The sequence below is a fragment of the Pseudomonas sp. v388 genome, assembly GCF_003935425.1.
Lineage (GTDB): Bacteria > Pseudomonadota > Gammaproteobacteria > Pseudomonadales > Pseudomonadaceae > Aquipseudomonas.
Genome location: NZ_RHQN01000004.1, coordinates 373,375 through 393,595, shown reverse-complemented (window position 1 = coordinate 393,595; position 20,221 = coordinate 373,375). Strand labels below are relative to the sequence as shown.

General features: G+C 59.6%; 14 protein-coding genes and 2 pseudogenes. 6 read left to right on the top strand and 10 right to left on the bottom strand.

Going from position 1 to position 20,221, the window contains the following annotated elements; genetic code table 11:
* Positions 1–311 precede the first annotated feature (311 nt).
* The 3 genes from EGJ27_RS12405 to EGJ27_RS12395 form a co-directional block, all read right to left on the bottom strand.
* Positions 312–1,709 (bottom strand): VOC family protein, encoded by a 1,398-nt coding sequence (locus tag EGJ27_RS12405; RefSeq protein WP_125831033.1) that lies wholly within the window; start codon positions 1,707–1,709, stop codon positions 312–314.
* A 38-nt stretch (positions 1,710–1,747) separates the two neighbouring features.
* Positions 1,748–3,028: an aspartate aminotransferase family protein gene (locus EGJ27_RS12400; protein ID WP_256672789.1), complete on the bottom strand. Its 1,281-nt coding sequence runs from the start codon at positions 3,026–3,028 to the stop codon at positions 1,748–1,750.
* 105 nt (positions 3,029–3,133) lie between these two features.
* Positions 3,134–4,027 (bottom strand): LysR substrate-binding domain-containing protein, encoded by an 894-nt coding sequence (locus EGJ27_RS12395; RefSeq protein WP_125831032.1) that lies wholly within the window; start codon positions 4,025–4,027, stop codon positions 3,134–3,136.
* Positions 4,028–4,172: 145 nt separating this feature from the next.
* On the opposite strand from EGJ27_RS12395, the gene EGJ27_RS12390 reads away from it, so the two are divergent.
* From EGJ27_RS12390 to EGJ27_RS12370, 6 genes and pseudogenes are all read left to right on the top strand, one after another.
* Positions 4,173–5,663 carry an aldehyde dehydrogenase family protein gene (locus tag EGJ27_RS12390; RefSeq protein WP_125831031.1) on the top strand — a complete coding sequence of 497 codons (1,491 nt, stop codon included), beginning with the start codon at positions 4,173–4,175 and terminating at the stop codon, positions 5,661–5,663.
* An 80-nt stretch (positions 5,664–5,743) separates the two neighbouring features.
* Positions 5,744–7,030: an FAD-binding oxidoreductase gene (locus EGJ27_RS12385; RefSeq protein WP_125831030.1), complete on the top strand. Its 1,287-nt coding sequence runs from the start codon at positions 5,744–5,746 to the stop codon at positions 7,028–7,030.
* Between the two features lie 251 nt (positions 7,031–7,281).
* Positions 7,282–8,697 carry an amino acid permease gene (locus tag EGJ27_RS12380; protein ID WP_125831029.1) on the top strand — a complete coding sequence of 472 codons (1,416 nt, stop codon included), beginning with the start codon at positions 7,282–7,284 and terminating at the stop codon, positions 8,695–8,697.
* Positions 8,698–8,948: 251 nt separating this feature from the next.
* Entirely contained in the window at positions 8,949–9,563 is a 615-nt protein-coding gene (locus EGJ27_RS12375; RefSeq protein ID WP_125831028.1) for a biliverdin-producing heme oxygenase, read from the top strand.
* A pseudogene (locus tag EGJ27_RS25330) lies at positions 9,560–9,856 on the top strand (histidine kinase); the annotation flags it as partial. The gene EGJ27_RS12375 and the pseudogene EGJ27_RS25330, both read left to right, overlap by 4 nt.
* Positions 9,851–11,794, top strand: a pseudogene (locus EGJ27_RS12370) (ATP-binding protein); the annotation flags it as partial. The pseudogenes EGJ27_RS25330 and EGJ27_RS12370, both read left to right, overlap by 6 nt.
* A gap of 59 nt (positions 11,795–11,853) precedes the next feature.
* Here EGJ27_RS12370 and EGJ27_RS12365 read toward each other — a convergent pair.
* The 7 genes from EGJ27_RS12365 to ppnN form a co-directional block, all read right to left on the bottom strand.
* Positions 11,854–12,594: a permease gene (locus EGJ27_RS12365; protein WP_125831026.1), complete on the bottom strand. Its 741-nt coding sequence runs from the start codon at positions 12,592–12,594 to the stop codon at positions 11,854–11,856.
* Positions 12,591–13,121: a hypothetical protein gene (locus tag EGJ27_RS12360; protein WP_125831025.1), complete on the bottom strand. Its 531-nt coding sequence runs from the start codon at positions 13,119–13,121 to the stop codon at positions 12,591–12,593. Before EGJ27_RS12360 ends, EGJ27_RS12365 begins: the two co-directional genes overlap by 4 nt.
* On the bottom strand, positions 13,121–13,861 hold the full coding sequence (locus tag EGJ27_RS12355) for a permease (RefSeq protein WP_125831024.1): 741 nt from the start codon (positions 13,859–13,861) through the stop codon (positions 13,121–13,123). Before EGJ27_RS12355 ends, EGJ27_RS12360 begins: the two co-directional genes overlap by 1 nt.
* Positions 13,858–17,241, bottom strand: a complete 3,384-nt coding sequence (locus EGJ27_RS12350; protein ID WP_125831023.1) for a T6SS effector BTH_I2691 family protein — start codon at positions 17,239–17,241, stop codon at positions 13,858–13,860. The genes EGJ27_RS12355 and EGJ27_RS12350 overlap by 4 nt, the downstream gene beginning before the upstream one ends.
* A 314-nt stretch (positions 17,242–17,555) precedes the next feature.
* A complete protein-coding gene (locus tag EGJ27_RS12345) occupies positions 17,556–18,026 on the bottom strand; it encodes a DUF6644 family protein (protein WP_125831022.1) in 471 nt (156 codons plus the stop codon).
* On the bottom strand, positions 18,026–18,376 hold the full coding sequence (locus tag EGJ27_RS12340) for a DUF6152 family protein (protein ID WP_125831021.1): 351 nt from the start codon (positions 18,374–18,376) through the stop codon (positions 18,026–18,028). Before EGJ27_RS12340 ends, EGJ27_RS12345 begins: the two co-directional genes overlap by 1 nt.
* 134 nt (positions 18,377–18,510) lie before the next feature.
* A complete protein-coding gene (ppnN, locus tag EGJ27_RS12335; protein ID WP_125831020.1) occupies positions 18,511–19,884 on the bottom strand; it encodes a nucleotide 5'-monophosphate nucleosidase PpnN in 1,374 nt (457 codons plus the stop codon).
* Positions 19,885–20,221 lie beyond the last annotated feature (337 nt).

Here is a 20,221-nt window from a genome sequence, read left to right as displayed (position 1 = left end):
GAACCCTTTGGGCGACCATCGCAGGCCTTATTCTACGGGCTGAGCCCGTGGAAAAACGACCGATCCGGAATTCACCTTCGATCGCAGTATGCATATCGGCAGGTCGCACACCAATATTGCGAATTTTGTTTATCGTTGCGTTTTTCAGAACACAGAAATGTTGTCGTGGGAGCGGACCGAGCGGCGCTCCCACGGGTTTGACGCAAGTCCTGTGGGAGGGAGCTTGCTCGCGACGGCGTCAGCACATCCACAACAGATTCGTGCCTGTAATTTCGTCGTCGCGAGCAAGCTCCCTCTTACAAGAAATGTGGCTACAGTTCCAACGCTTCCAGCCTCAACACCTCGGCGCATTGCGCGACCGAGCGCTGTTGGGTGTCGGCGTAGAGCTTCAGTTCATTAATGGTCGTACGGCCCAGCGCTCGCTGAAAGTCTTCCTGATTGGAGTCGGTCGCGTAATGGGATTGGGCGTCGTCTCCCAGGTTGGACTGAAAGATGCCCGCCGCGCTGACCGGCAGGAAGTCTTCGTACACCAATGGCTCGAATCGCACATGCCCGGCTTCTATCAACTGCTCCAGATCTGCAGGCAGATGCCCGCGTGCCGCTAAGCCTCGTTCGGTGGGGAAGTAACGGAAATACGCCAGACCTTCAGTGCGCATGTCTGCGTAGCTGTCGGGGAACGCCTTGAAGCTCTGCTCCAGCAACCCTGCGTAGCGCACGGCGTTGCCTTCGTTGGGAAACTCGCCCAGCGCATCCCGAGCACTGTTGAGCAACTGGTCGTACAGCTCGCGGCCCTTGGGCGTCAGCGCCGCGCCGCGTTGTTCGATCTCGCCGAAGCGTGCGGAGTGGCTGCCTGACTCATTGCCGGATTGGCCGACAAACGTGATCGCTTCCTCCAGCGCCTTGAAACTGGTCTGGCGCAGCAGGATCGGGCAATGACGCCGCGGCGGGCCTTCGACCACGGCCTTGGGCGTAATGCCTTTGCCGGGCATCTGCGCCTGAACCCGGTCGATGTCCAGGGTGCGCGGGGTCAGGTGGTTGATGTGCGGCCCTCTGAACGCCACCACGTCGGCGACCAGTCGGTGCTGAGCGTTGAGCTGCTTGTACTCGTCCAGCGACACGGTGGCGGTGCTGTGCCAGCGGAACGTCTCCAACGCCTGTTGAATGAAGTCCGCGGCGTCGGATTCGTTCAGACCACCATCCGCTTCATGCTTCTCGATCAGCTCGATGGCCCGTGGCGTGAAAATCGCGCGTTTGCTCAGTACCGATTCGGCGAACTCGCGCAGGCCGGCGCTTTCGATCAGTTCCAGGCGCAGGAGTGAGGTGAAGACACGAAACGGGCTGACTTGCAGCGCCTGTTCATGGACCGCGCGAAATGCCGTGGAATGCACCGGCACGCCGGCCGGCGTCAGGTCGTAATAGCCTACCGGTTGCATGCCCATCACCGCGAACAGACGGGCGAGGGTGGACAGCTCTTGCGCGGTGCCGACCCGGATCGCGCCATGGCGCTCCATGTCCAGACGCTGGATTTCACCAGTGCGGGTCAGGCTGTCCCGCACCTGGCCGTCGTGGCTCATGACCTCGTCGTTGACCTCGGCCACCAGCTCCATCAGCTTGCCGTACAGCGGCACTTCTTGTTTGTACATCTGCGACATGGCGCGGGAAAACCCGGCTCGGATCTCATCACGATTGGCGAATCTTGCTGTGTTCATCTGGATCGTTTCTCCGCACAAATTCCAGGGATGTTCAGTCAGCCCAGCGCCTTCAGGCAATGCTCGAAGATATCCAGGCCTTCATTCAGCACATCAGGCTCGATGGTCAACGGAATCAGCAGGCGAATGATGTGCCGCGACTTGCCGCTGGGCATCAATAACAGCCCGGCGTCCCGTGCGGACGACAGCAGTTGCGCCAGTTGCTGCGGTGCAGGCTTGCCTTGGGGGTCGGCCAGTTCGATGCCGCGCATGCAGCCCACGCCGGTCAGCCGGCCCAGCCATGGAGAAAGGTTTTGCGCCTGCCATTGGTTGTAGCGCGAAACGATGGCGTTTTCCTGCAACTCGCCCCAGGACGACAGGTTCTCGTCGCTCATCTGCGCCAGCGAAGCCAGGCCGGCGGCGCAGGCGATGGGGTTGCCGGAATAGGTGCCGCCCAGGCCGCCTTTGGGCAAGGTGTCCAGCAGCGCTTTACGACCGACCACCGCGCCCAGCGGCACGCCGCCGGCAATGCTTTTGCCCAGCAGAATCAGGTCCGGCTCGATGCCCAATCGGCTGAACGCGAAGCGCTGGCCGCTGCGGCCGAAACCGGACTGGATTTCGTCAGCAATCAGCACGATGCCGTGATTGTCGCAAAAGGCCCGCAAGACCTTGGCGAAATCCGGCTCCAAGGCCAGAAAACCGCCTTCGCCCTGAACCGGTTCGAAGATGAAACAGGCTACATCGTTGACGTCGATCTCGACACTGAACAGCCGCTCCAGCGCCTGCAGCGCTTGCTCGCTGGTAACGCCGTTATCCGCGCTGGGAAAGGGAATGTGATAGACCGGCCCCGGCAGCACGCCGACCTTCTGTTTATAAGGCGCGACTTTGCCGTTGAGATTCAGCGTCGCCAGGGTGCGACCATGAAACCCGCCATCGAAGGCGATGACCGCCGTTTTGCCGGTGGCGCCGCGAACGATCTTCAACGCGTTTTCCGCCGCTTCCGCACCGCTGTTGGTCAGCATGCCGCTCACCGGGTAATTGACCGGAATGAAGCGGGTCAGTTGCTCGATGAATGCCCGGTAAGGCGCATGGGGTGTGGCGTTGAAGCAGTAGTGGGTCAGCTTGCCGGCCTGCTCGCGTATGGCCTCGACCACCTGCGGGTTGCAATGCCCCAGATTCAGCACGCCGATGCCGCCGACGAAATCGATGTAGCGCTTGCCGGCGGTGTCCCAGACTTCAGCGTTCCGGCCATGGGACAGCGTGATCGGGTGAACGAACGAGATGGACTCGCTGAGGGATGAGTTCCGAGACGAGTCGGGCGCGGACATGGGCGAAGGCATGACGTAATCCTGCTGGCTGGCGTTGCCGCTATCTAAGCGAACAACGCCGTGCCCCCGCAAACGAAATAAAATCGCCGAGTCATTCCAATAATTCGGGATGTCAGCTTATGGGCGAGCGGCAACCCGCTGGATGATCCAGTCCACGAACGCGCGAACCTTGGGCACCTGGGCGGCGTGTTCGGCGTGGGCGAGAAAGTGCGAGCCTTCACTCTGCATCGGGTGATCCCAGGCGATGACCAGCTTGCCTTCGGCCAGTTCGTCGCTGACCAGATAACGCGGCACCAGCGCAATCCCGCAACCGGCTTGCGCTGCCCGAATGCACATATAGAAAGTGTCGAAGCGCGGGCCGTGATAGCTGTTCTGGGAATGCAGATTCTGTTCGAGAAACCACTCGTGCCACGCTTCCGGGCGCGAAGTGCATTGCAGCAGCGTGTGGCCGGTCAGGGCTTCGGCGCTGGCTGCCGGGCCGCGCAGCAGATCCGGCGCGCAGACCGGAATCACTTCCTCTTTGAACAGTTCGATGCAGGTCGCGCCGGGCCAGGTGCCTTGGCCGAAGAAGAACGCAATATCCGCCTTGGCCCGCACCAGATCGAAGGGTTCCAGCTCGCTGCGAATGTCCAGGTGAATGCCTGGATTGCGGCCGCCGAAGCCCTTGAGATTGGGCACCAGCCAGCGGTCGCCGAAGGTCGGCTGGGTGGCGATCTTCAGCACTTCTGTTTCGCCGCCGTAAGTGAGAATGTAGCGGCTCGACATGTCGACCTGGATCAGGATCTTGTTGACCTCGGCCATATACAGCTCACCGGCGGGCGTCAGGTGCAGGCGACGGCGAACGCGCTGGAACAGTGGATGGCAAAGCATCTCTTCAAGCTGCGCGACCTGCTTGCTCACCGCGCTCTGGGTCAGGTGCAGTTCCTGGGCCGCGCGGGTGAAGCTCAAGTGGCGGGCCGCTGCCTCGAAACACTGCAGCGCGGTCGTCGAGGGCATCAAACGCTTGGACATGAGGCTTTACCGGGTGCAAGACGCATAAGTTCATTCCATATCGGAATCATGTTTTTCTAAATGGTCGTTTGTGACAAGGGCTGCGGCGGATCAATACTGACCCACATCAATGATTTCAACCAGTGGAATACGCAGGAGAATCAACATGGTTGCCGAGTTGCTCGCAAGCCTGGGCGTGGCGAAAAGCGCTTACGCTGAAGGGACTTATCCGGTCCACACCCCCATCGATGGCAGCCGGATCGCTTCCGTCACGCTGCAGGACAAGGCGCAGGTGACCGCCAGCATCGATCGCGCCCACGCCGCCTTTCTGAAATGGCGTAGCGTACCGGCTCCGCGTCGTGGCGAGCTGGTGCGAATTTTTGGCGAGGTGCTGCGCGAACATAAGGCGGCGCTTGGCGAGCTGGTGTCCATCGAGGCCGGCAAGATCACTCAGGAAGGCCTGGGCGAAGTTCAGGAAATGATCGACATCTGCGATTTCGCGGTCGGTCTGTCCCGTCAGCTGTACGGCCTGACCATCGCCTCGGAGCGTCCCGGTCACCATATGCGGGAAACCTGGCATCCACTGGGCGTGGTCGGCGTGATCAGCGCCTTCAACTTCCCGGTGGCCGTCTGGGCCTGGAATACCACGCTGGCGCTGGTCTGCGGCAATCCGGTGATCTGGAAACCGTCGGAAAAGACCCCGCTCACCGCACTGGCCAGCCAGGCGCTGTTCGACAAGGCGCTGAAGATTTTCGGCGACGCACCTGAAGGTCTCGCGCAATTGATCATTGGTGATCGCCAGGCTGGTGAAGCATTGGTCGATGACCCGCGTGTTGCCCTGGTCAGCGCCACTGGCAGCACCCGCATGGGCCGCGAAGTCGGGCCGCGGGTCGCCGGGCGTTTCGGGCGCAGCATCCTGGAACTGGGCGGCAACAACGCGATGATCCTGGCACCGAGTGCCGATCTGGACCTGGCGGTGCGCGGCATTCTGTTCAGCGCCGTCGGTACTGCCGGCCAGCGTTGCACTACCTTGCGTCGTTTGATCGTGCATCGTTCGGTCAAGGACGAAGTCGTGGCGCGGGTGAAGGCTGCCTACGGCAAAGTGCGGGTCGGCGACCCGCGCGAAGGTAATCTGATCGGCCCGCTGATCGACCAGCAGGCGTTTGCGGCGATGCAGGATGCGCTGACCCGTGCGCGTGACGAAGGCGGCCAGGTGTTCGGCGGCGAGCGTCAGTTGCAGGATCAATACCCCGACGGTTACTACGTCACCCCGGCCATCATCGAGATGCCGAGCCAGAGCGACGTGGTGCGTCACGAAACCTTTGCGCCGATTCTCTATGTGCTGGCTTATGACGAGTTCGAAGAAGCGCTGTGCTTGAATAACGAGGTGCCGCAAGGTCTCTCGTCGTGCATCTTCACCACCGACCTGCGCGAAGCTGAAGCCTTCCAGAGCGCGGCCGGCAGCGACTGCGGCATCGCCAACGTCAACATCGGCACCAGCGGCGCGGAAATCGGCGGCGCGTTCGGCGGCGAGAAGGAAACCGGCGGCGGTCGTGAATCCGGCTCCGATGCCTGGAAAGCCTACATGCGCCGCCAGACCAACACCGTCAACTATTCCCGCGAGCTGCCGCTGGCGCAGGGCATCGTGTTCGACTGAGCGCCTTTTTGCGATCCGGCCTGCGCGCCGGGTCCGCGACACACACCTCACTGACAGGCATCGGGTCTGGAGTTTCTTGAATGGCGCAATTGGCTCAAGGTTGTCTCTGGGAACAGCTGACACCGCAACGCCCGGACAGCCCAAGGCTTTCGGGTGAACGTACGGCGGACGTGTGCATCGTCGGCGGTGGTTTTACCGGGCTCTCGGCTGCCCTGCGTCTGCTTGAAGGCGGCAAAACCGTATGTGTGGTCGAAGCGCACCAGGTGGGGCACGGCGGTTCGGGGCGCAATGTCGGGCTGGTCAACGCCGGCACCTGGGTGGCACCGGACGATCTGGAAGCGGTGCTGGGCAGCGCCGAGGCAACTCGCCTGAATACCGCACTGGGCGGCGCGCCCGCGCTGGTGTTCGACACCATCGAAAAGTACGGCATCGACTGCCAGCACACCCGCACCGGCAATCTGCACATGGCCCACAACGCCAAAGGCGTGGCGGACCTGCGCAGCCGCGCCGAACAGTGGCAACGTCGCGGCGCCAATCTTGAACTACTGACCGGCAAGGCCTGTGAAGAGGCGTGCGGCACCGACAAGGTCGAGGCCGCGTTGCTCGACCATCGCGCCGGAACGCTGAACCCGATGGCTTATGTCTCGGGCATGGCGTTCAACGTAGTGGCGCGTGGCGGCGAGCTGTACGGCCACTCGCCGGTCACCGGGCTGCAACGCACCGAGGATGGCTGGAAGGTCTCCACCGACAGCGGCAGCGTGCGCGCCGAAAAGGTGGTCATCGCGTCCAATGCCTACACCGAAGGAGACTGGACCGACGTCAAGGACCACATTTTCGCCGGTTACTATTACCAAGTGGCCTCCACGCCACTGACCGGCGCCGCTCAGCAGGCGATCCTGCCCGGTGGTCAGGGTTCGTGGGACACCCGCACGGTGTTGAGCAGCATTCGTCGCGACGCCCATGGACGGTTATTGCTTGGCAGCCTGGGCAACGCCGGTCACTACCCGCTGTGGTTCATTCGCCGATGGGCCGACCGTATCCAGCAGCACTACTTCCCGCAATTGGGCAAGGTGGAATGGGAATGCACCTGGACCGGCCGTATCGGTTTCACGCCGGACCATCTGTTGCGCCTGTTCGAACCGGCGCCTGGTCTGCTGGCGGCTACCGGGTTCAACGGTCGCGGAGTGACCACCGGAACGCTGGTAGGCAAATGCTTCGCCGACTATCTGTTGACCAACGATGCCAGGGCCTTGCCGGTAAACTTCACCAGCAGCCGCAAAGTGACCGGGAGCGGGTTGCGCACCCTGGCCTATGACGCCGGCTTCACCCTGTATCACGCCGGACAGTGTTTGCGCGTGGTGCTTTGAGCCGCAGCGCTTATCCCAAAACTAATAAAGAAAAGCCATAAAACAATAAATCTCCTGTTCGTTTCAGCTGCCGTCCGAAATCAATACAAGGAACTCCAAATGGCCAGTTATTCACTTGCCCGGCTTTGCCGTGGCCGCCGTTCTTCACGCTTTACACGCCGCTATCTTGCGAACTCCATCCACGGGTAAGCCCATAAGCGGTGATACAGCCGCGCCTATAACAACGCTTATTTCCACGTTGAGGTGTGAACATGGTCTCTCAAAAAAACAACGGGCAACGGTCCCTGAAGCACGGCCTGACCTCGCGCCAGGTCTCGATGATTTCCATTGCCGGCATCATTGGCGCGGGGTTGTTCATCGGCTCGTCCAATGCCATTGCCACGGCGGGTCCGGCCATTCTGATTTCCTACGGCATCGCCGGGCTTCTGGTGCTGCTGGTCATGCGCATGCTGGGGGAGATGGCCATCGCCAATCCCAACAGCGGCTCGTTCTCGACCTACGCCGGTCAGGCCATCGGCCCGTGGGCCGGTTTCACCATCGGCTGGCTGTACTGGTGGTTCTGGGTGCTGATCATCCCGGTCGAAGCCATTGCCGGAGCCGATATCCTGCACGCCTGGATGCCCGGCGTGCCTTCCTGGCTGTTCGCCTTTCTGATCATGATCATCCTGGCCGGGACCAATCTGGTCAGCGTCAAGAATTTCGGGGAGTTCGAGTATTGGTTCGCGCTGGTCAAGGTGATTGCCATTGTGGCCTTCATTCTGGTCTGCGGCTCGGCATTGCTGGGGTTCTGGCCACTGGCTGAAACCTCCGGGGTGCAGCAGTTGTGGCAAAGCGGCGGCTTCATGCCCAACGGCTTCGGCGCTGTGCTTGGCGGTGTGTTGATCACCATCTTCTCGTTCTTCGGCGCGGAAATCGTCACCATCGCGGCTGACGAAACTGCGAACCCCAAGGAGAAAATCCGCAAGGCCACCAATCTGGTGGTGTATCGCATCGCGATCTTCTACGTCTTCTCGATTTTCTGCATCGTCTCGCTGGTGGCATGGGACGATCCCCGGCTGTTGCAGGTAGGTTCCTTTCAACGAGCGCTGGAAATCCTCAACGTGCCGGGCGCCAAGCTGATGGTCGACGTGGTGGTGTTCGTCGCGGTGACCAGTTGCATGAATTCGGGCCTGTATACCGCGTCGCGCATGCTCTATTCCCTGGGCGCGCGGGGCGAAGCGCCAACGGCGATCAAGCGTATTTCCGGCAGCGGCGTGCCAACCGTCGCGGTGCTGCTTTCGACCCTGGCCGGTTTCGTCGGCTGTTTCGTCAACTACGCATTCCCCGGCAAGGTTTTCGGTTTCCTGCTGTCCACTACCGGCGCCATCGCGTTGCTGGTCTATCTGGTGATCGCCGTCTCGCAACTGCGTATGCGAGCGATGCTGGAGAAAAATGGCCATGTCCTGACCTTCAAGATGTGGCTGTTTCCCTGGCTGACATGGTTCGTCATCGCCCTGATCAGCCTCGTGCTGGGCTACATGCTGATCAGCCCCAACTATCGGTACGAAACGCTGATGACGGCGGGCGTGACCGGCGTGATCCTGGTGATAGCCCTGTTGCGGCGAAAGCGGGCCGCGGGCGTTTACGGTCAGATCGGTGGTTATCAACCCGGTGCTGCGGCTGACTGATCAGCGCAATCCGAATGGATGGCAGGGGTTGGCGCGCCAGCCTGTTTTTGGCCGACGTTCTCGGGGAAGAGGCGGAATTAGCCGACACAAGAGTTAAAGTTTTGCGTCGACAGGTTTTCAGTCGAGCAACTTTCTGTATGATCGGACGCTTTGGAACAGTCTTTCGATAAAGCGCTTTCCATCAATCTTTCGGTTTTGCCGAAGTTCGCTGGGACGCGTTTTTCGCAGACTTTTCTCGAGAACTCTACTGCATGTTGGCAACACCTGCTCCTGCTACCTCGGCACCTCTGCTGCCGGCCCTGCGCTTGGCGACAAGGGAATTGCATATCGGCATGGAAAAACGCATGCCGTTTTTCACGCCGAGCCTGAACCCTGCGCTCTACCTTCGACTGCTTCAGGCCTACTACGGTTTTTATCAGCCGCTGGAAGCGCTGCTGACTGCCAGCGCGTTGATGCCGGACGAGCTGCTGCCTCAAGAGCGGGTCAAGCTTCCTGCACTGGTGCAGGATTTGTACGCGTTGGGCATGAGCGACGTGGATATCGCCCAACTGCCGCGATGCCGGAGTCTCCCCGTCGTCGACTCGCCCGGCGCCTGCCTCGGTGTGATGTATGTGCTGGAGGGCGCTACGCTCGGTGGCCAGTTGCTGCGCCGTGAAGTGCATGCGCGCATGGGCCTGGACGAGCGCAGCGGCGCGGCTTTTCTCGACGTCTACGGCGATGCAACCGGTCGGCGCTGGAAAGCCTTTCTCAATCATCTGGACGGCGTGCCGCGGGAGGCCGAACTCATCGAGGCCGCTGCCCACGCAGCCCACTCCACATTTGCAAGCTTCGAGCGCTGGCTCGACAGTCGGAAGGTGCTGGTATGAGCCAACTCGATAAAGACGCGTTCGAAACCCTGCTCGCCAATTGCGCCGATGAGCCCATTCAGTTTCCCGGTGCGATCCAGCCCCATGGCCTGTTGTTCACGCTGTCTGAGCCCGACTGGACGGTGCAGCAGGTCAGCGCCAATGTCCGGACATGGCTTGGGGTCGCGGCAGAACGGGTAATCGGCCAGCCCTTGCAGCAGGTGCTGGGAAGCGAACGGGTCGAGTCGATCCGCAAACTGGACACCGAGTCGGCGTTGAACGAGGCAGAGCAGCTGCTGATCGACTTCGATGGCGTGGCGTTCGAGGTCCTGCTGCATCGTCACCAGAGCGTGCTGGTGCTGGAACTGGAAGTCCAGGAGCAGCACGCCCAGGGCCGTGATCGCGAGGGCACCCGTCATATGGGGCGCATGCTGCGCCAGTTGCAGGCGGCCAAGGATCTGGAATCGCTGTACCAGATCAGCGTTCGTGAGATCCAGAAGCTGACCGGCTACGACCGGGTGCTGATCTATCGCTTCGCCGAAGAAGGCCATGGTCAGGTGATCGCCGAAGCCTCCGCGCCCGCCATGGAACTGTTCAACGGCCTGTTCTTCCCGGCGTCCGACATTCCCGAGCAGGCTCGCGAGCTGTATCGCCGCAATTGGCTGCGGATCATTCCCGATGCCGAGTACACGCCGGTGCCGTTGGTGCCACAGCTGCGGCCGGACACTGGTCAGCCGCTGGACCTGAGTTTTTCGACCCTGCGCAGCGTGTCGCCGATTCACTGCCAGTACATGAAAAACATGGGCGTGCGGTCGTCCATGAGCGTGTCATTGCTCCAGGGTGACAAGCTTTGGGGCCTGATCAGTTGCGGACACCGCACCCCGCTCTACGTTTCTCATGAATTGCGCAGCGCCTGCCAGGCGCTGGGCCAGGTTCTGTCGTTGCAGATCAGCGCGATGGAAGCTTTGGAAGTCAGCCGCCAGCGCGACGCCAAGGTGCAGACCCTCGCGCAGCTGAACGCGTCGATGGTTGCTGCCGATGAGGACGTTTTCGATGGACTGGTCGCCGAGCCGCAGACGTTGATGGATCTGGTGGGCGCCCAGGGCGTGGCGATCATCGAAGGTCCGACCCTGCATCGGTTCGGCCGGTGCCCTGAAATCGCTCAGGTACGCGAGCTGCATCGCTGGTTGATGGCCCGTGCCGAGCCGGTGTTCGCCAGCCACCAGCTGTCGAGTCTGTACCCGCCGGCCGAGGCGTTCCAGCAGGTGGCCAGCGGCGTTCTGGCCCTGAGCCTGCCCAAGCCTGTGGATAACGGCGTGCTGTGGTTCCGCCCCGAGGTCAAGGAAACCATCCAGTGGAGCGGCGACCCGAACAAGCCGCTGAACCTGGAAGACTCCGATGCCGGATTACGTCTACGGCCGCGTACTTCGTTCGAGATCTGGAAGGTCGAGATGGCGGGCATCGCCGCCAGGTGGAGCCACGGCGATATCTTCGCGGCCAGCGACCTGCGTCGCTCGGCCCTCGAAGACGACCTGGCCCGTCAGGTACGCCGCGAACAGCAGGCGGTCCGCGCCCGTGATGAGCTGGTGGCCGTGGTTTCCCACGATCTGCGCAACCCGATGACGGTGATCTCGATGCTCTGCGGCATGATGCAGAAGTCGTTCAGCTCCGACGGCCCGCACACTTCGCGGCGCATCGCGTCGGCCATCGACACCATGCAGCATGCCGCCAGCCGCATGAACGTGCTGCTGGAAGACTTGCTCGACACGTCCAAGATCGAAGCCGGGCGCTACACCATTACCCCGCAGTCGCTGGACGTCAGCCAGATCTTCGAAGAGGCGTATTCGCTGCTGGCGCCACTGGCCATGGACAAGGCCATCGACATCTCCTTTCGTGCCGAACCCGACCTCAAGGTGCTGGCCGATCCCGAGAGGCTATTTCAGGTGCTGTCGAACCTGATCGGCAACGCCATCAAGTTCACCCCCAAACAGGGCAGCATCGACGTGGCGGCCATGCCCAACGGCGACGAAGTCGTGTTCACCGTGCGCGACTCCGGCGAAGGCATTCCAGCGGAGCAACTGCCGCACATCTTCGACCGCTACTGGACCGTCAAGGAAGGCAACCCCACCGGCACCGGCCTGGGGTTGTACATCTCCCAAGGCATCGTCAAGGCGCACGGCGGGGTGCTGACGGCTGAAAGCCAGGTCGGGCAGGGCAGCGAGTTTCGGTTTACGGTGCCGGTGGCTGATTGAACAGTTGGTTAGCCCCGGCCATTTGCTCAGGGCATAACCAGTCACTGTACTGGCTCGCATCAAATGAGCGACTCGTTCCACTTCTTCTCGGTGTATTGCGCCGTGGCCGGCAATACGCTGTGCAAGAACGCCAGATACTCTTCGAACAGTTCATCATTAGGCAGGCGTGCCTCAAAACCCAAGGTCGGGTCGTCTACGTGAGCGACGATGAATCGTCGTTTACGGTCGACGGTGACGAAGTTGTATTCGTGCCAGGGCAGGCTGGTTTCGCGTTTTATCGGGACTTTCCAGTTCAGAAGTCGGATTCCCGCCATTAGAGCGATGCCGCCGGGGCCGAGCAGAAATAACAGAGAGCCGCTCATCAAGCCCATGAGTAGTAAAAGGAATATGCCAAAGTAAGTGAAGATTTTACAAAATGTCTTCGCGTGTTTGGAAGAGTACTGTGCATAAACCAGTCTTGCGTTTGTGTTGTATATCGTGTACCGGTAATTTGTTTTTTGCCGGCTTGCTTTGATAAAAAGGCTGCATCCTGCAGCGCCGATTATTATGGTTGACAACAGGGATTCATGATCTTTTTTGAATATGTCCCAAGACATGTAGATTACGGTGGATAGCATTAAGGATGTTAAGGTTGCCAAGAGGACTGCAAATAGAAGCAGGTCTTTTGGAGAGCCTGCTATTGATTTAATGGACCATTTCAATGCTGTTGTTCTTTGGTTTGAACCGACGTAGGTGTGCGATAGGTTGTTTATCTCGCACTGTGTTTTCTGAGTCGTTCCATCGCTCGTTGAACGCGTCATGCTGGCACCTCTAATTTCAATGAACCGGTACGAGGCAAAGCCTTTACCTCCAGTTGAACAGGTAATAGCCCGTCTATAGTGATCTCTGCGTCTCGGCTCGACTCGATTTGGTAGAGGTATCCGGTGTCCTCCGAGTCGGGAACAACAAGGTCCTTTGGGAACCAGATTTGCAGTTCGACAAAGCCAGCCTGTTTTTCAAGCGGGACCCAGGTTTGCCAGACGATGTCTTCTTCGGGCGGTGTGGATGGAAAACATAAGTCGTTTGGGTTATGAGGTGGCCGTTCATTTGTGACGGAACCAAAAGAGGCGGTATTCCGAAATTGGCCATAGTCCAGGAAATATGTATCCAGGTTGGCGCTGCTCTTCTCAACCGTCATGAAGCTCAAAGGGCGTTCGCTGCTTATGATGTTCAGTTCAATCGACCGACCCCGCAGATTATGGGGCAGCAGGATTTGTATCCTGATTGAACAGTTGGTTAGCCCCGGCCATTTGCTCGGGGCATAACCAGTCACTGTACTGGCTCGCATCAAATGAGCGACTCGTTCCACTTCTTCTCGGTGTATTGCGCCGTGGCCGGCAATACGCTGTGCAAGAACGCCAGATACTCTTCGAACAGTTCATCATTAGGCAGGCGTGCCTCAAAACCCAAGGTCGGGTCGTCTACGTGAGTGACGATGAATCGTCGTTTACGGTCGACGGTGACGAAGTTGTATTCGTGCCAGGGCAGGCTGGTTTCGCGTTTTATCGGGACTTTCCAGTTCAGAAGTCGGATGGCGGCCATTAGAGCGATGCCGCCGGGGCCGAGCAGAAATAACAGAGAGCCGCTCATCAGACCCATTAACAGCAGCAGGAATATGCAGATGAAGGCATAGATCTTACAAAATGTCTTCGCATGTTTGGAAAAGTGTTGTGCATAAACCAGTCTTGCGTTTGTGTTGTATATTGTGTACCGGTAATTTGTTTTTTGCCGGCTTGCTTTGATAAAAAAGCTGCATCCTGCAGCGCCGATTATGATAGTTGTTAGCATGTATTCATGATCGTTTTTTAATGTTTCCCAAGACATGTAGAACATGGTGGATAACATTAATGATGTTAGGATTGTCATGAGGACTGCAAATAGAAATAGATCTTTTGGAGAGCCTGCTATTGATCTAATGGACCATTTCAACGCTGTTGTTTTTGGTTTTGAATCGACGTGGGTGTGCGAGAGATGGTTTATCTCGCACTGTTTTTTCTGATTTGGTCCATCGCTCGTTGAACGCGTCATGCTGGCACCTCTAATTTCATTGAACCGGTACGAGGCAAAGTCTTTACCTCAAGTTGAACAGGTAATAGCCCGTCTACAGTGATCTCTGCGTCTCGGCTCGACTCGATTTGGTAGAGGTATCCGGTGTCCTCCGAGTCGGGAACAACAAGGTCCTTGGGGAACCAGATTTGCAGTTCGACAAAACCAGCCTGTTTTTCAAGCGGGACCCACGTTTGCCAGACGATGTCTTCTTCAGGCGGTGTGGGTGGAAAACATAAGTCGTTTGGATTACGGGGTGGCCGTTCATTTGTGACGGAACCAAAAGAGGCGGTACTTCGAAATTGGCCATAGTTCAGGAAATATGTATCCAGGTTGGCGCTGCTCTTCTCAACCGTCATGATGCTCAAAGGGCGTTCGCTGCTTATGATGTTCAGTTCAATCGACCGACCTCGCAGATTATGGGGCAACAGAATTTGTATCCATGCGCCGTTTTGCGCCGGGATTCGTACGATGCCTCTGTTAATGACTAATAGATTTTCGTATTGGAACGTCTGCTTTACCAGGACAGTCGGGCTAAGTGCTATTTTCAGAAAGTGGCGCTGTTCTTCGGCTGCCCCTTCCGGAGTGTCGGGGTAACGGCTTCCATTCGAAATTGACCAACAGCATCTGCGTAGCCACAGCCCCACACTGTCTTGCTTTAAGTGGTTGAGCAGCATGGTACTGAAAAGATAAATAACTCCTATCGCGGATAAGACGCCGAGCATCCAGGCACTCATTACGGCTGCAGCGATGGCTTTCGGCAGGATGCCGGCGGTCAGGTAAGCTAACGCCCCAAGTCCCATCAGAGCGACGGCACCTGATTTGACCCAGAGGAGAGCTTTCTCTTGCGGAGTTTGTGCGTTTTTGATGTCTTGCCATAGGTCTACCCATTCCAACACCGCCCCCGCCACCCCAAATGCCCCCATTGCCACCATTCCCGCTCGAAACCCGCGAACCGCATCGGCCCACACCGGATTTCCGCGCGCTGCCCAATACGAAGACGAGCGCTCCAGGATGGTGACGGTCTTACCCCCTGCCACTAACGGTTGTGCGGCTTGAATCACCGCCCAAGGCGCAGTGACGTACACGCCCATCAGCAGGTTGACAGTGTAGGCCAATCCATAGCCGACCTTGATGATATCGCGCTCGCTGAAATCCCCGTCGCGGGTCAGGTCTGCGTAGAGGAAAGCGGTGTTGATTAAGTTGAACATGATCACCCCCCAGGTGATCCCTGTGGCCCCGTCCATCTTCTGGCGTCCGATCCAGTTATTGGCGGTGGCTTGCCAGCGCTCGAACGGCTGACCTGACTGAAGGAAGGTTCGGACCTCATTGCTTATCAGTTGAGCGTATTGCCTGTCCTGGAAGTCCAGCAGCGCCGGGATTTTCAGATAATGCAGTTGCAGGGTTTCATTGAGTTGCTGTAACTGGCGGGTCAGGCTCCGACGGTCGTACCCGCCGGTGGTTGGATATTGCCAGCTGCGCTGCAGACCTCGAATCTTGTGGTCCAGCACACGGTTTTCGCGTTTCCAGGTTTTCAGGCGGTTGCCGACCTCGGCATCGATGGCAAGGCGCTGCGGCGAGTTGGACAACACCCGGCCGATCATCAGCGTGCGGATCAGGGCCGTGAGGTTCTGGTGTGCGCCTTTGACGCGTCGGCTGTCCATCGGCAGCCAGGCCATGAGGATGGTTTCGGCAATGCCCTTGCCTTCGCCGGCAGCGAGTTCGCTCAGGGCGCTGAAAGTCTCGCGTACCGCCTGCTTGAGCAGCTTCATCCAGGCCGAGTCGGCAACGCTGGGGTGATTTAGCACGGAATTCAACTCACCAGCACGTGTAGCAAGGTTGGTGTAGTCATTGAGGCCATTGAGCAACCGGTCGGCGTCCTGATGCAGCGCGTCCTTGAGCCCGGCGGAAAAACCGTAGCGCATCGTGCCGAACAGGCTGGTAGCCGTCTCTTCCTGCTCCAGTAGCCATTCGTGGGTATGCGCGTCCTGAGCGAGAATTATCAACAGCTCGCTCATGATGCTTTGCAGATAGAGCAGGCTGCCGGGGTTGGCGGTGTCGATGAACACGACGCCGGGGTCCACCCCGATGTAGTCCGCCCACTGGATCAGATCGGCCTGGCTGTCACGAACCGCTTGGGTCAGAAGATCGCCTGCAGGCTGATGCCTGGCGATGTAGGCACGCGCCCCTTCAAGATCGATCTCGCGCCGCCATTTGGCCCGCTGTTCCCAGAAGGTGTAGTCCTGGTCGGAGAGAATGGTGCCGTATCTGGCCTGCAGCGCTTCTTTCATTTCCCGGCTCTGTAGCGAGACCGGGGTCATCAGCGCATCGCCGCGCAGGGAGCTTGCCAGCTGTTCGGATTCTTCCGTCAGCCGGCGTTCAAGACAGGCATCCACTTCGCCCAGATAACGCTGGGTCAGCACCACATCGTTGCTGACCGCTGCCGGCAGATTGTCCGGGTTGTCGCTGCTGGCGCACAGGTTGGTGACGGTTTTGGCTGTCCCGGCTTTATGCCCGTGTTCGTCCTGCCACGCGCGCAAGGCAGCCTGGTCGGCCGCCAGTTGCAGGCCCAGATCGGTGAGCATGGCCAACGGGTCATCCAGCGCGACGAGCAGTGCGCTGTCTTTGTCGGGGACGCTGCCCAGCCAATACACGTCGGCTCCCGCTGGCGCACAACCCGCTGCGCTGTAGGCTGCTTCGGCATTGCCGTTGGTGGTCGGCACCGAGGAATCATCGAAGCGGCCGTCCTGCTTTACGTTCTCACGATCGACGTCGGCCACCGCTTCTGCGATCCGGCTGAGGGGCAAAGTGCCGGGCTCTGCCATGGTGGTGCAATAGGCTGCGAGGTCCAGCGGCTGCATCCAGCGGGCACGGCTGTCGGCATTGGAACGCATGTGCTCACACAACCCCCAGGTCCATTGTCGAGGCGAGAAGCCAAGGTGCAGCCGGTTCATGCGCGGATAGAGCAGGAACGGCTTGGGATCGGCGGCGCCGCTTCGCTGGTCGTTGCCCACCTGCGCGTCAGTCCAGACAATGCGCGCCAGTGTGGAATCGGAGGCGCTCACGGCGTATTCATGGAAGGTGCCGGCGGTTTCATCGTAAACGTAGAGATAGCCGTCGTAGAGCTGACGCAGGGTATAGGTGCGGCTGCGCAGCGTTGGCAAGTCAGCCCAGACGCCTGAGGCCGGCAACGGTTTCAGGGTCTGGCAATCGACATCGTAGCGAGAGCGATCCAGTGCGTAGCGCACTGGAACGATGGCGACCTCGGCGCCTTTGAAAGGGCAAAGACTGGTGGCGGTCGCCGGCGTCTTGGCAAAAAGCGTGGCGCGTCGTTGTTCTGGACTTCCGTTCTTTTGGTTCATGCCGGCTCTCCTTGTCGAGCGGGTGGATCATCGAACGGACGCGCTGTAACAAGAACTATGCCATTAGATTATTTCCCTTTGTAATCAATGAGTTATTGAATTGTCGCGTAGCGACTAGGGGGTTTTGGCCGTGAAATCATGGGAAAAGTGCGCAAGAACTTGCACACCCTGCGCAAGTTTTTGCGCAGTGGGTTCGGGAGTCTTGCTTCACAAGGCGTGGACAGACATTGGGCGGGGTTTGCCGACTTTTTACTGTGCAAGATTTTGCGCAGCAGGCCGGCCTGTCGGTGTCCGTGGTCGGACTGCAGTGGCCGTCAGGTGTACGCCAACAATCGTCCGCACAAAATGACGCTCACCCATAGCAGCATCGATATCAGCGCCTGGAATCTTGCGAGTGCCGGCGCTGTGGTTTCCGTGTTCCAGCGCTCCACCGAACGGTAGACGCCGATGTGGAACCACGCGGCGTTGGCTGCGGCGAGGGCGATCAGGCCCAGCTTGAGGATGAACACCTGGTTGCCGACAAAGTCCTGAGGCTGGGTTGCGAACATCAGCAGCCCCGCCGGGACGATCAGCAGCAACGCCGCCAGCGCCCATGGCAACAGGTGACGCGCCAGGGCGCTGACGGGAAGCATCCTGGACCAGCCCAGCACCCGCAGGTCGAACAACGTGATGGCGCCGACCAGCACCGCGAAGCCGACGATGTGTACCACTTCGACGATGGGGTAGAGCCAGATCTCGCTGCGCATGGCCTGGCTCAACGGCAAGCTTTCGAGCCAGTCCAGCATCAGCGCAACTCGACCGTCTTGCCGGCGATGATGATGCGCTCGGCGCGCAGCTCTTCAGGCTTGTTGCGGTTGGGGTAGCCGGTGACTTCGGCGTCGTTGCCTACGGCGAGCATGTCCTTGGTCAGCCCGCGGTTTTCCATCCGCGAGGGCGGAGCCAATACCACGGTCCAGGTTTTGTTCTTGGTCCTGAGTCGAATTTCGCCGTGGGGGTTGGCGTAGCTGGACTCCTCGATGGTGCCGTTGAGGTTCAGGACATTGCCGGTGTCGTATTCGCTCCAGCCGTGATGGGCGAATGCGGCCGAGGCAATGAGCAGGGACGACAGACCGATACAGCGGATCATGGATTTCATGGCACAGGATCTCTTGTTGGGAATGATCGATGTGCCTAAGTGAATCAGCTGGGCGGAGAAGGGGAGGGCCGTCGGACGAACGGCCACTGCCTGACTGTCGCAGAATCTGTAGGAGCCACCGGGGCGCGGCGGTCTCAGGTCACAACCTGATAACACGGCACATACGCCGCGCCGCCCGGCAGTTTCATGCGGTGCTGCTCGACAAAGGCCTGTAGCAGCTTGTCCAGCGGGCGCATGATGCTCGGGTCGCCGTGGATCTGATACGGGCCGTGTTCCTCGATCAGGCGGATGCCCTTGTCCTTGACGTTGCCGGCGACGATTCCGGAAAACGCGCGGCGCAGATTGGCGGCCAGTTCGTGGGACGGCAGCTGATGATTGAGTTGCAGCTGCGCCATGTTTTCGTGGGTCGGATCGAACGGATGCTGGAAGCCTTCTTCGATCTTGAGCAGCCAGTTGAAGTGAAAGGCATCGTTACGCTCGCGGCGGAACTGCTTCACCTGCTTCAACCCTTGCGACATGTGCCGCGCCACTTCGGCCGGGTTGTCGATGATGATTTCGTAATGACGCTGCGCCGCTTCGCCCAGGGTGGCGCCGACAAAGGCATGCAACTGTTGCAGGTACGGCTCGGTGCTTTTCGGTCCGGTCAGCACCACCGGGAACGGCACATCCTTGTTGTCCGGGTGCATCAGGATGCCCAGCAGGTAGAGAAATTCTTCAGCGGTGCCGGCGCCGCCGGGGAAGATGATGATGCCATGGCCGACACGCACGAACGCTTCCAGGCGCTTTTCGATGTCCGGCAGGATTACCAGCTCGTTGACGATCGGGTTGGGCGCCTCGGCGGCGATGATGCCCGGCTCGGTCAGGCCCAGGTAGCGGCCGCCGGTGATGCGTTGCTTGGCGTGGGCGATGGTCGCGCCTTTCATCGGGCCTTTCATTACGCCCGGACCGCAGCCGGTGCAGATGTCCAGGCTGCGCAGGCCCAGCTCATGGCCGACCTTCTTGGTGTATTTGTACTCTTCGGTGTTGATCGAATGACCGCCCCAGCAGACCACCATTTTCGGCTCGACACCGGCACGCAGCGTGCGGGCATTGCGCAACAGGTGGAACACGTAGTCGGTGATGCCTTGCGAGTTGCTCAGGTCGATGCGCTGGCTGTCCAGCTCGCTTTCGGTATAGACGATGTCGCGCAGGGCGCTGAACAGCATCTCGCGGGTACTGGCAATCATCTCGCCATCGACGAAGGCATCGGCCGGCGCGTTGAGCAGTTCCAGGCGCACCCCACGGTCCTGCTGATGGATACGGACTTCGAAGTTCTCGTAGGCTTCGAGAATGGTCTTGGCGTTGTCGACATGGGCGCCGGTATTGAGGATGGCCAGGGCGCACTGGCGAAAGAGGGTATAGATACTGCCTGAACCGGCAGCGCTCAGTTGCTGCACTTCGCGTTGGGAAAGGGTTTCGAGGCTGCCTTTAGGGCTGACCGAGGCGTTAATCACTTGTCTTGGGATCATTCTATTTTCCATTAGAGCGACACAGCCCGCGCTTGGCGCCGGCTGCATCAGGATGGTGAGCATCGGGGACGTTCACGCCTGGCTGTCATTTTCTACAGCACTGTGGCGGGAAAGCAATCGCCGGGCACCTTTGCGCTGCGGTGATCGGGGCTGGCGCTCGATCAAGAGTAGCCCCAACGGCTCAATCCTTTGCCGCGCCAGTCGGCCGGTGACATGCCGGGCGGCTGATTTTTGACGCTAACCGGGCCCGATAATGAACCTGACCCCGATCACAGGGTCTGTTAGCTGATGGACTGACAGGACGGCCAGTGAGGCATTTCCATCCGGGTCGTTGCAA

Excerpts from the sequence above, each read along its gene's own strand:
- EGJ27_RS12405 (WP_125831033.1), bottom strand. The coding sequence starts at position 1,709 with ATGAACACAGCAAGATTCGCCAATCGTGATGAGATCCGAGCCGGGTTT.
- EGJ27_RS12400 (WP_256672789.1), bottom strand. The coding sequence starts at position 3,028 with ATGCCTTCGCCCATGTCCGCGCCCGACTCGTCTCGGAACTCATCCCTC.
- EGJ27_RS12395 (WP_125831032.1), bottom strand. The coding sequence starts at position 4,027 with ATGTCCAAGCGTTTGATGCCCTCGACGACCGCGCTGCAGTGTTTCGAG.
- EGJ27_RS12390 (WP_125831031.1), top strand. The coding sequence starts at position 4,173 with ATGGTTGCCGAGTTGCTCGCAAGCCTGGGCGTGGCGAAAAGCGCTTAC.
- EGJ27_RS12385 (WP_125831030.1), top strand. The coding sequence starts at position 5,744 with ATGGCGCAATTGGCTCAAGGTTGTCTCTGGGAACAGCTGACACCGCAA.
- EGJ27_RS12380 (WP_125831029.1), top strand. The coding sequence starts at position 7,282 with ATGGTCTCTCAAAAAAACAACGGGCAACGGTCCCTGAAGCACGGCCTG.
- EGJ27_RS12375 (WP_125831028.1), top strand. The coding sequence starts at position 8,949 with ATGTTGGCAACACCTGCTCCTGCTACCTCGGCACCTCTGCTGCCGGCC.
- EGJ27_RS12365 (WP_125831026.1), bottom strand. The coding sequence starts at position 12,594 with ATGACGCGTTCAACGAGCGATGGAACGACTCAGAAAACACAGTGCGAG.
- EGJ27_RS12360 (WP_125831025.1), bottom strand. The coding sequence starts at position 13,121 with ATGCGAGCCAGTACAGTGACTGGTTATGCCCCGAGCAAATGGCCGGGG.
- EGJ27_RS12355 (WP_125831024.1), bottom strand. The coding sequence starts at position 13,861 with ATGACGCGTTCAACGAGCGATGGACCAAATCAGAAAAAACAGTGCGAG.
- EGJ27_RS12350 (WP_125831023.1), bottom strand. The coding sequence starts at position 17,241 with ATGAACCAAAAGAACGGAAGTCCAGAACAACGACGCGCCACGCTTTTT.
- EGJ27_RS12345 (WP_125831022.1), bottom strand. The coding sequence starts at position 18,026 with ATGCTGGACTGGCTCGAAAGCTTGCCGTTGAGCCAGGCCATGCGCAGC.
- EGJ27_RS12340 (WP_125831021.1), bottom strand. The coding sequence starts at position 18,376 with ATGAAATCCATGATCCGCTGTATCGGTCTGTCGTCCCTGCTCATTGCC.
- ppnN (WP_125831020.1), bottom strand. The coding sequence starts at position 19,884 with ATGATCCCAAGACAAGTGATTAACGCCTCGGTCAGCCCTAAAGGCAGC.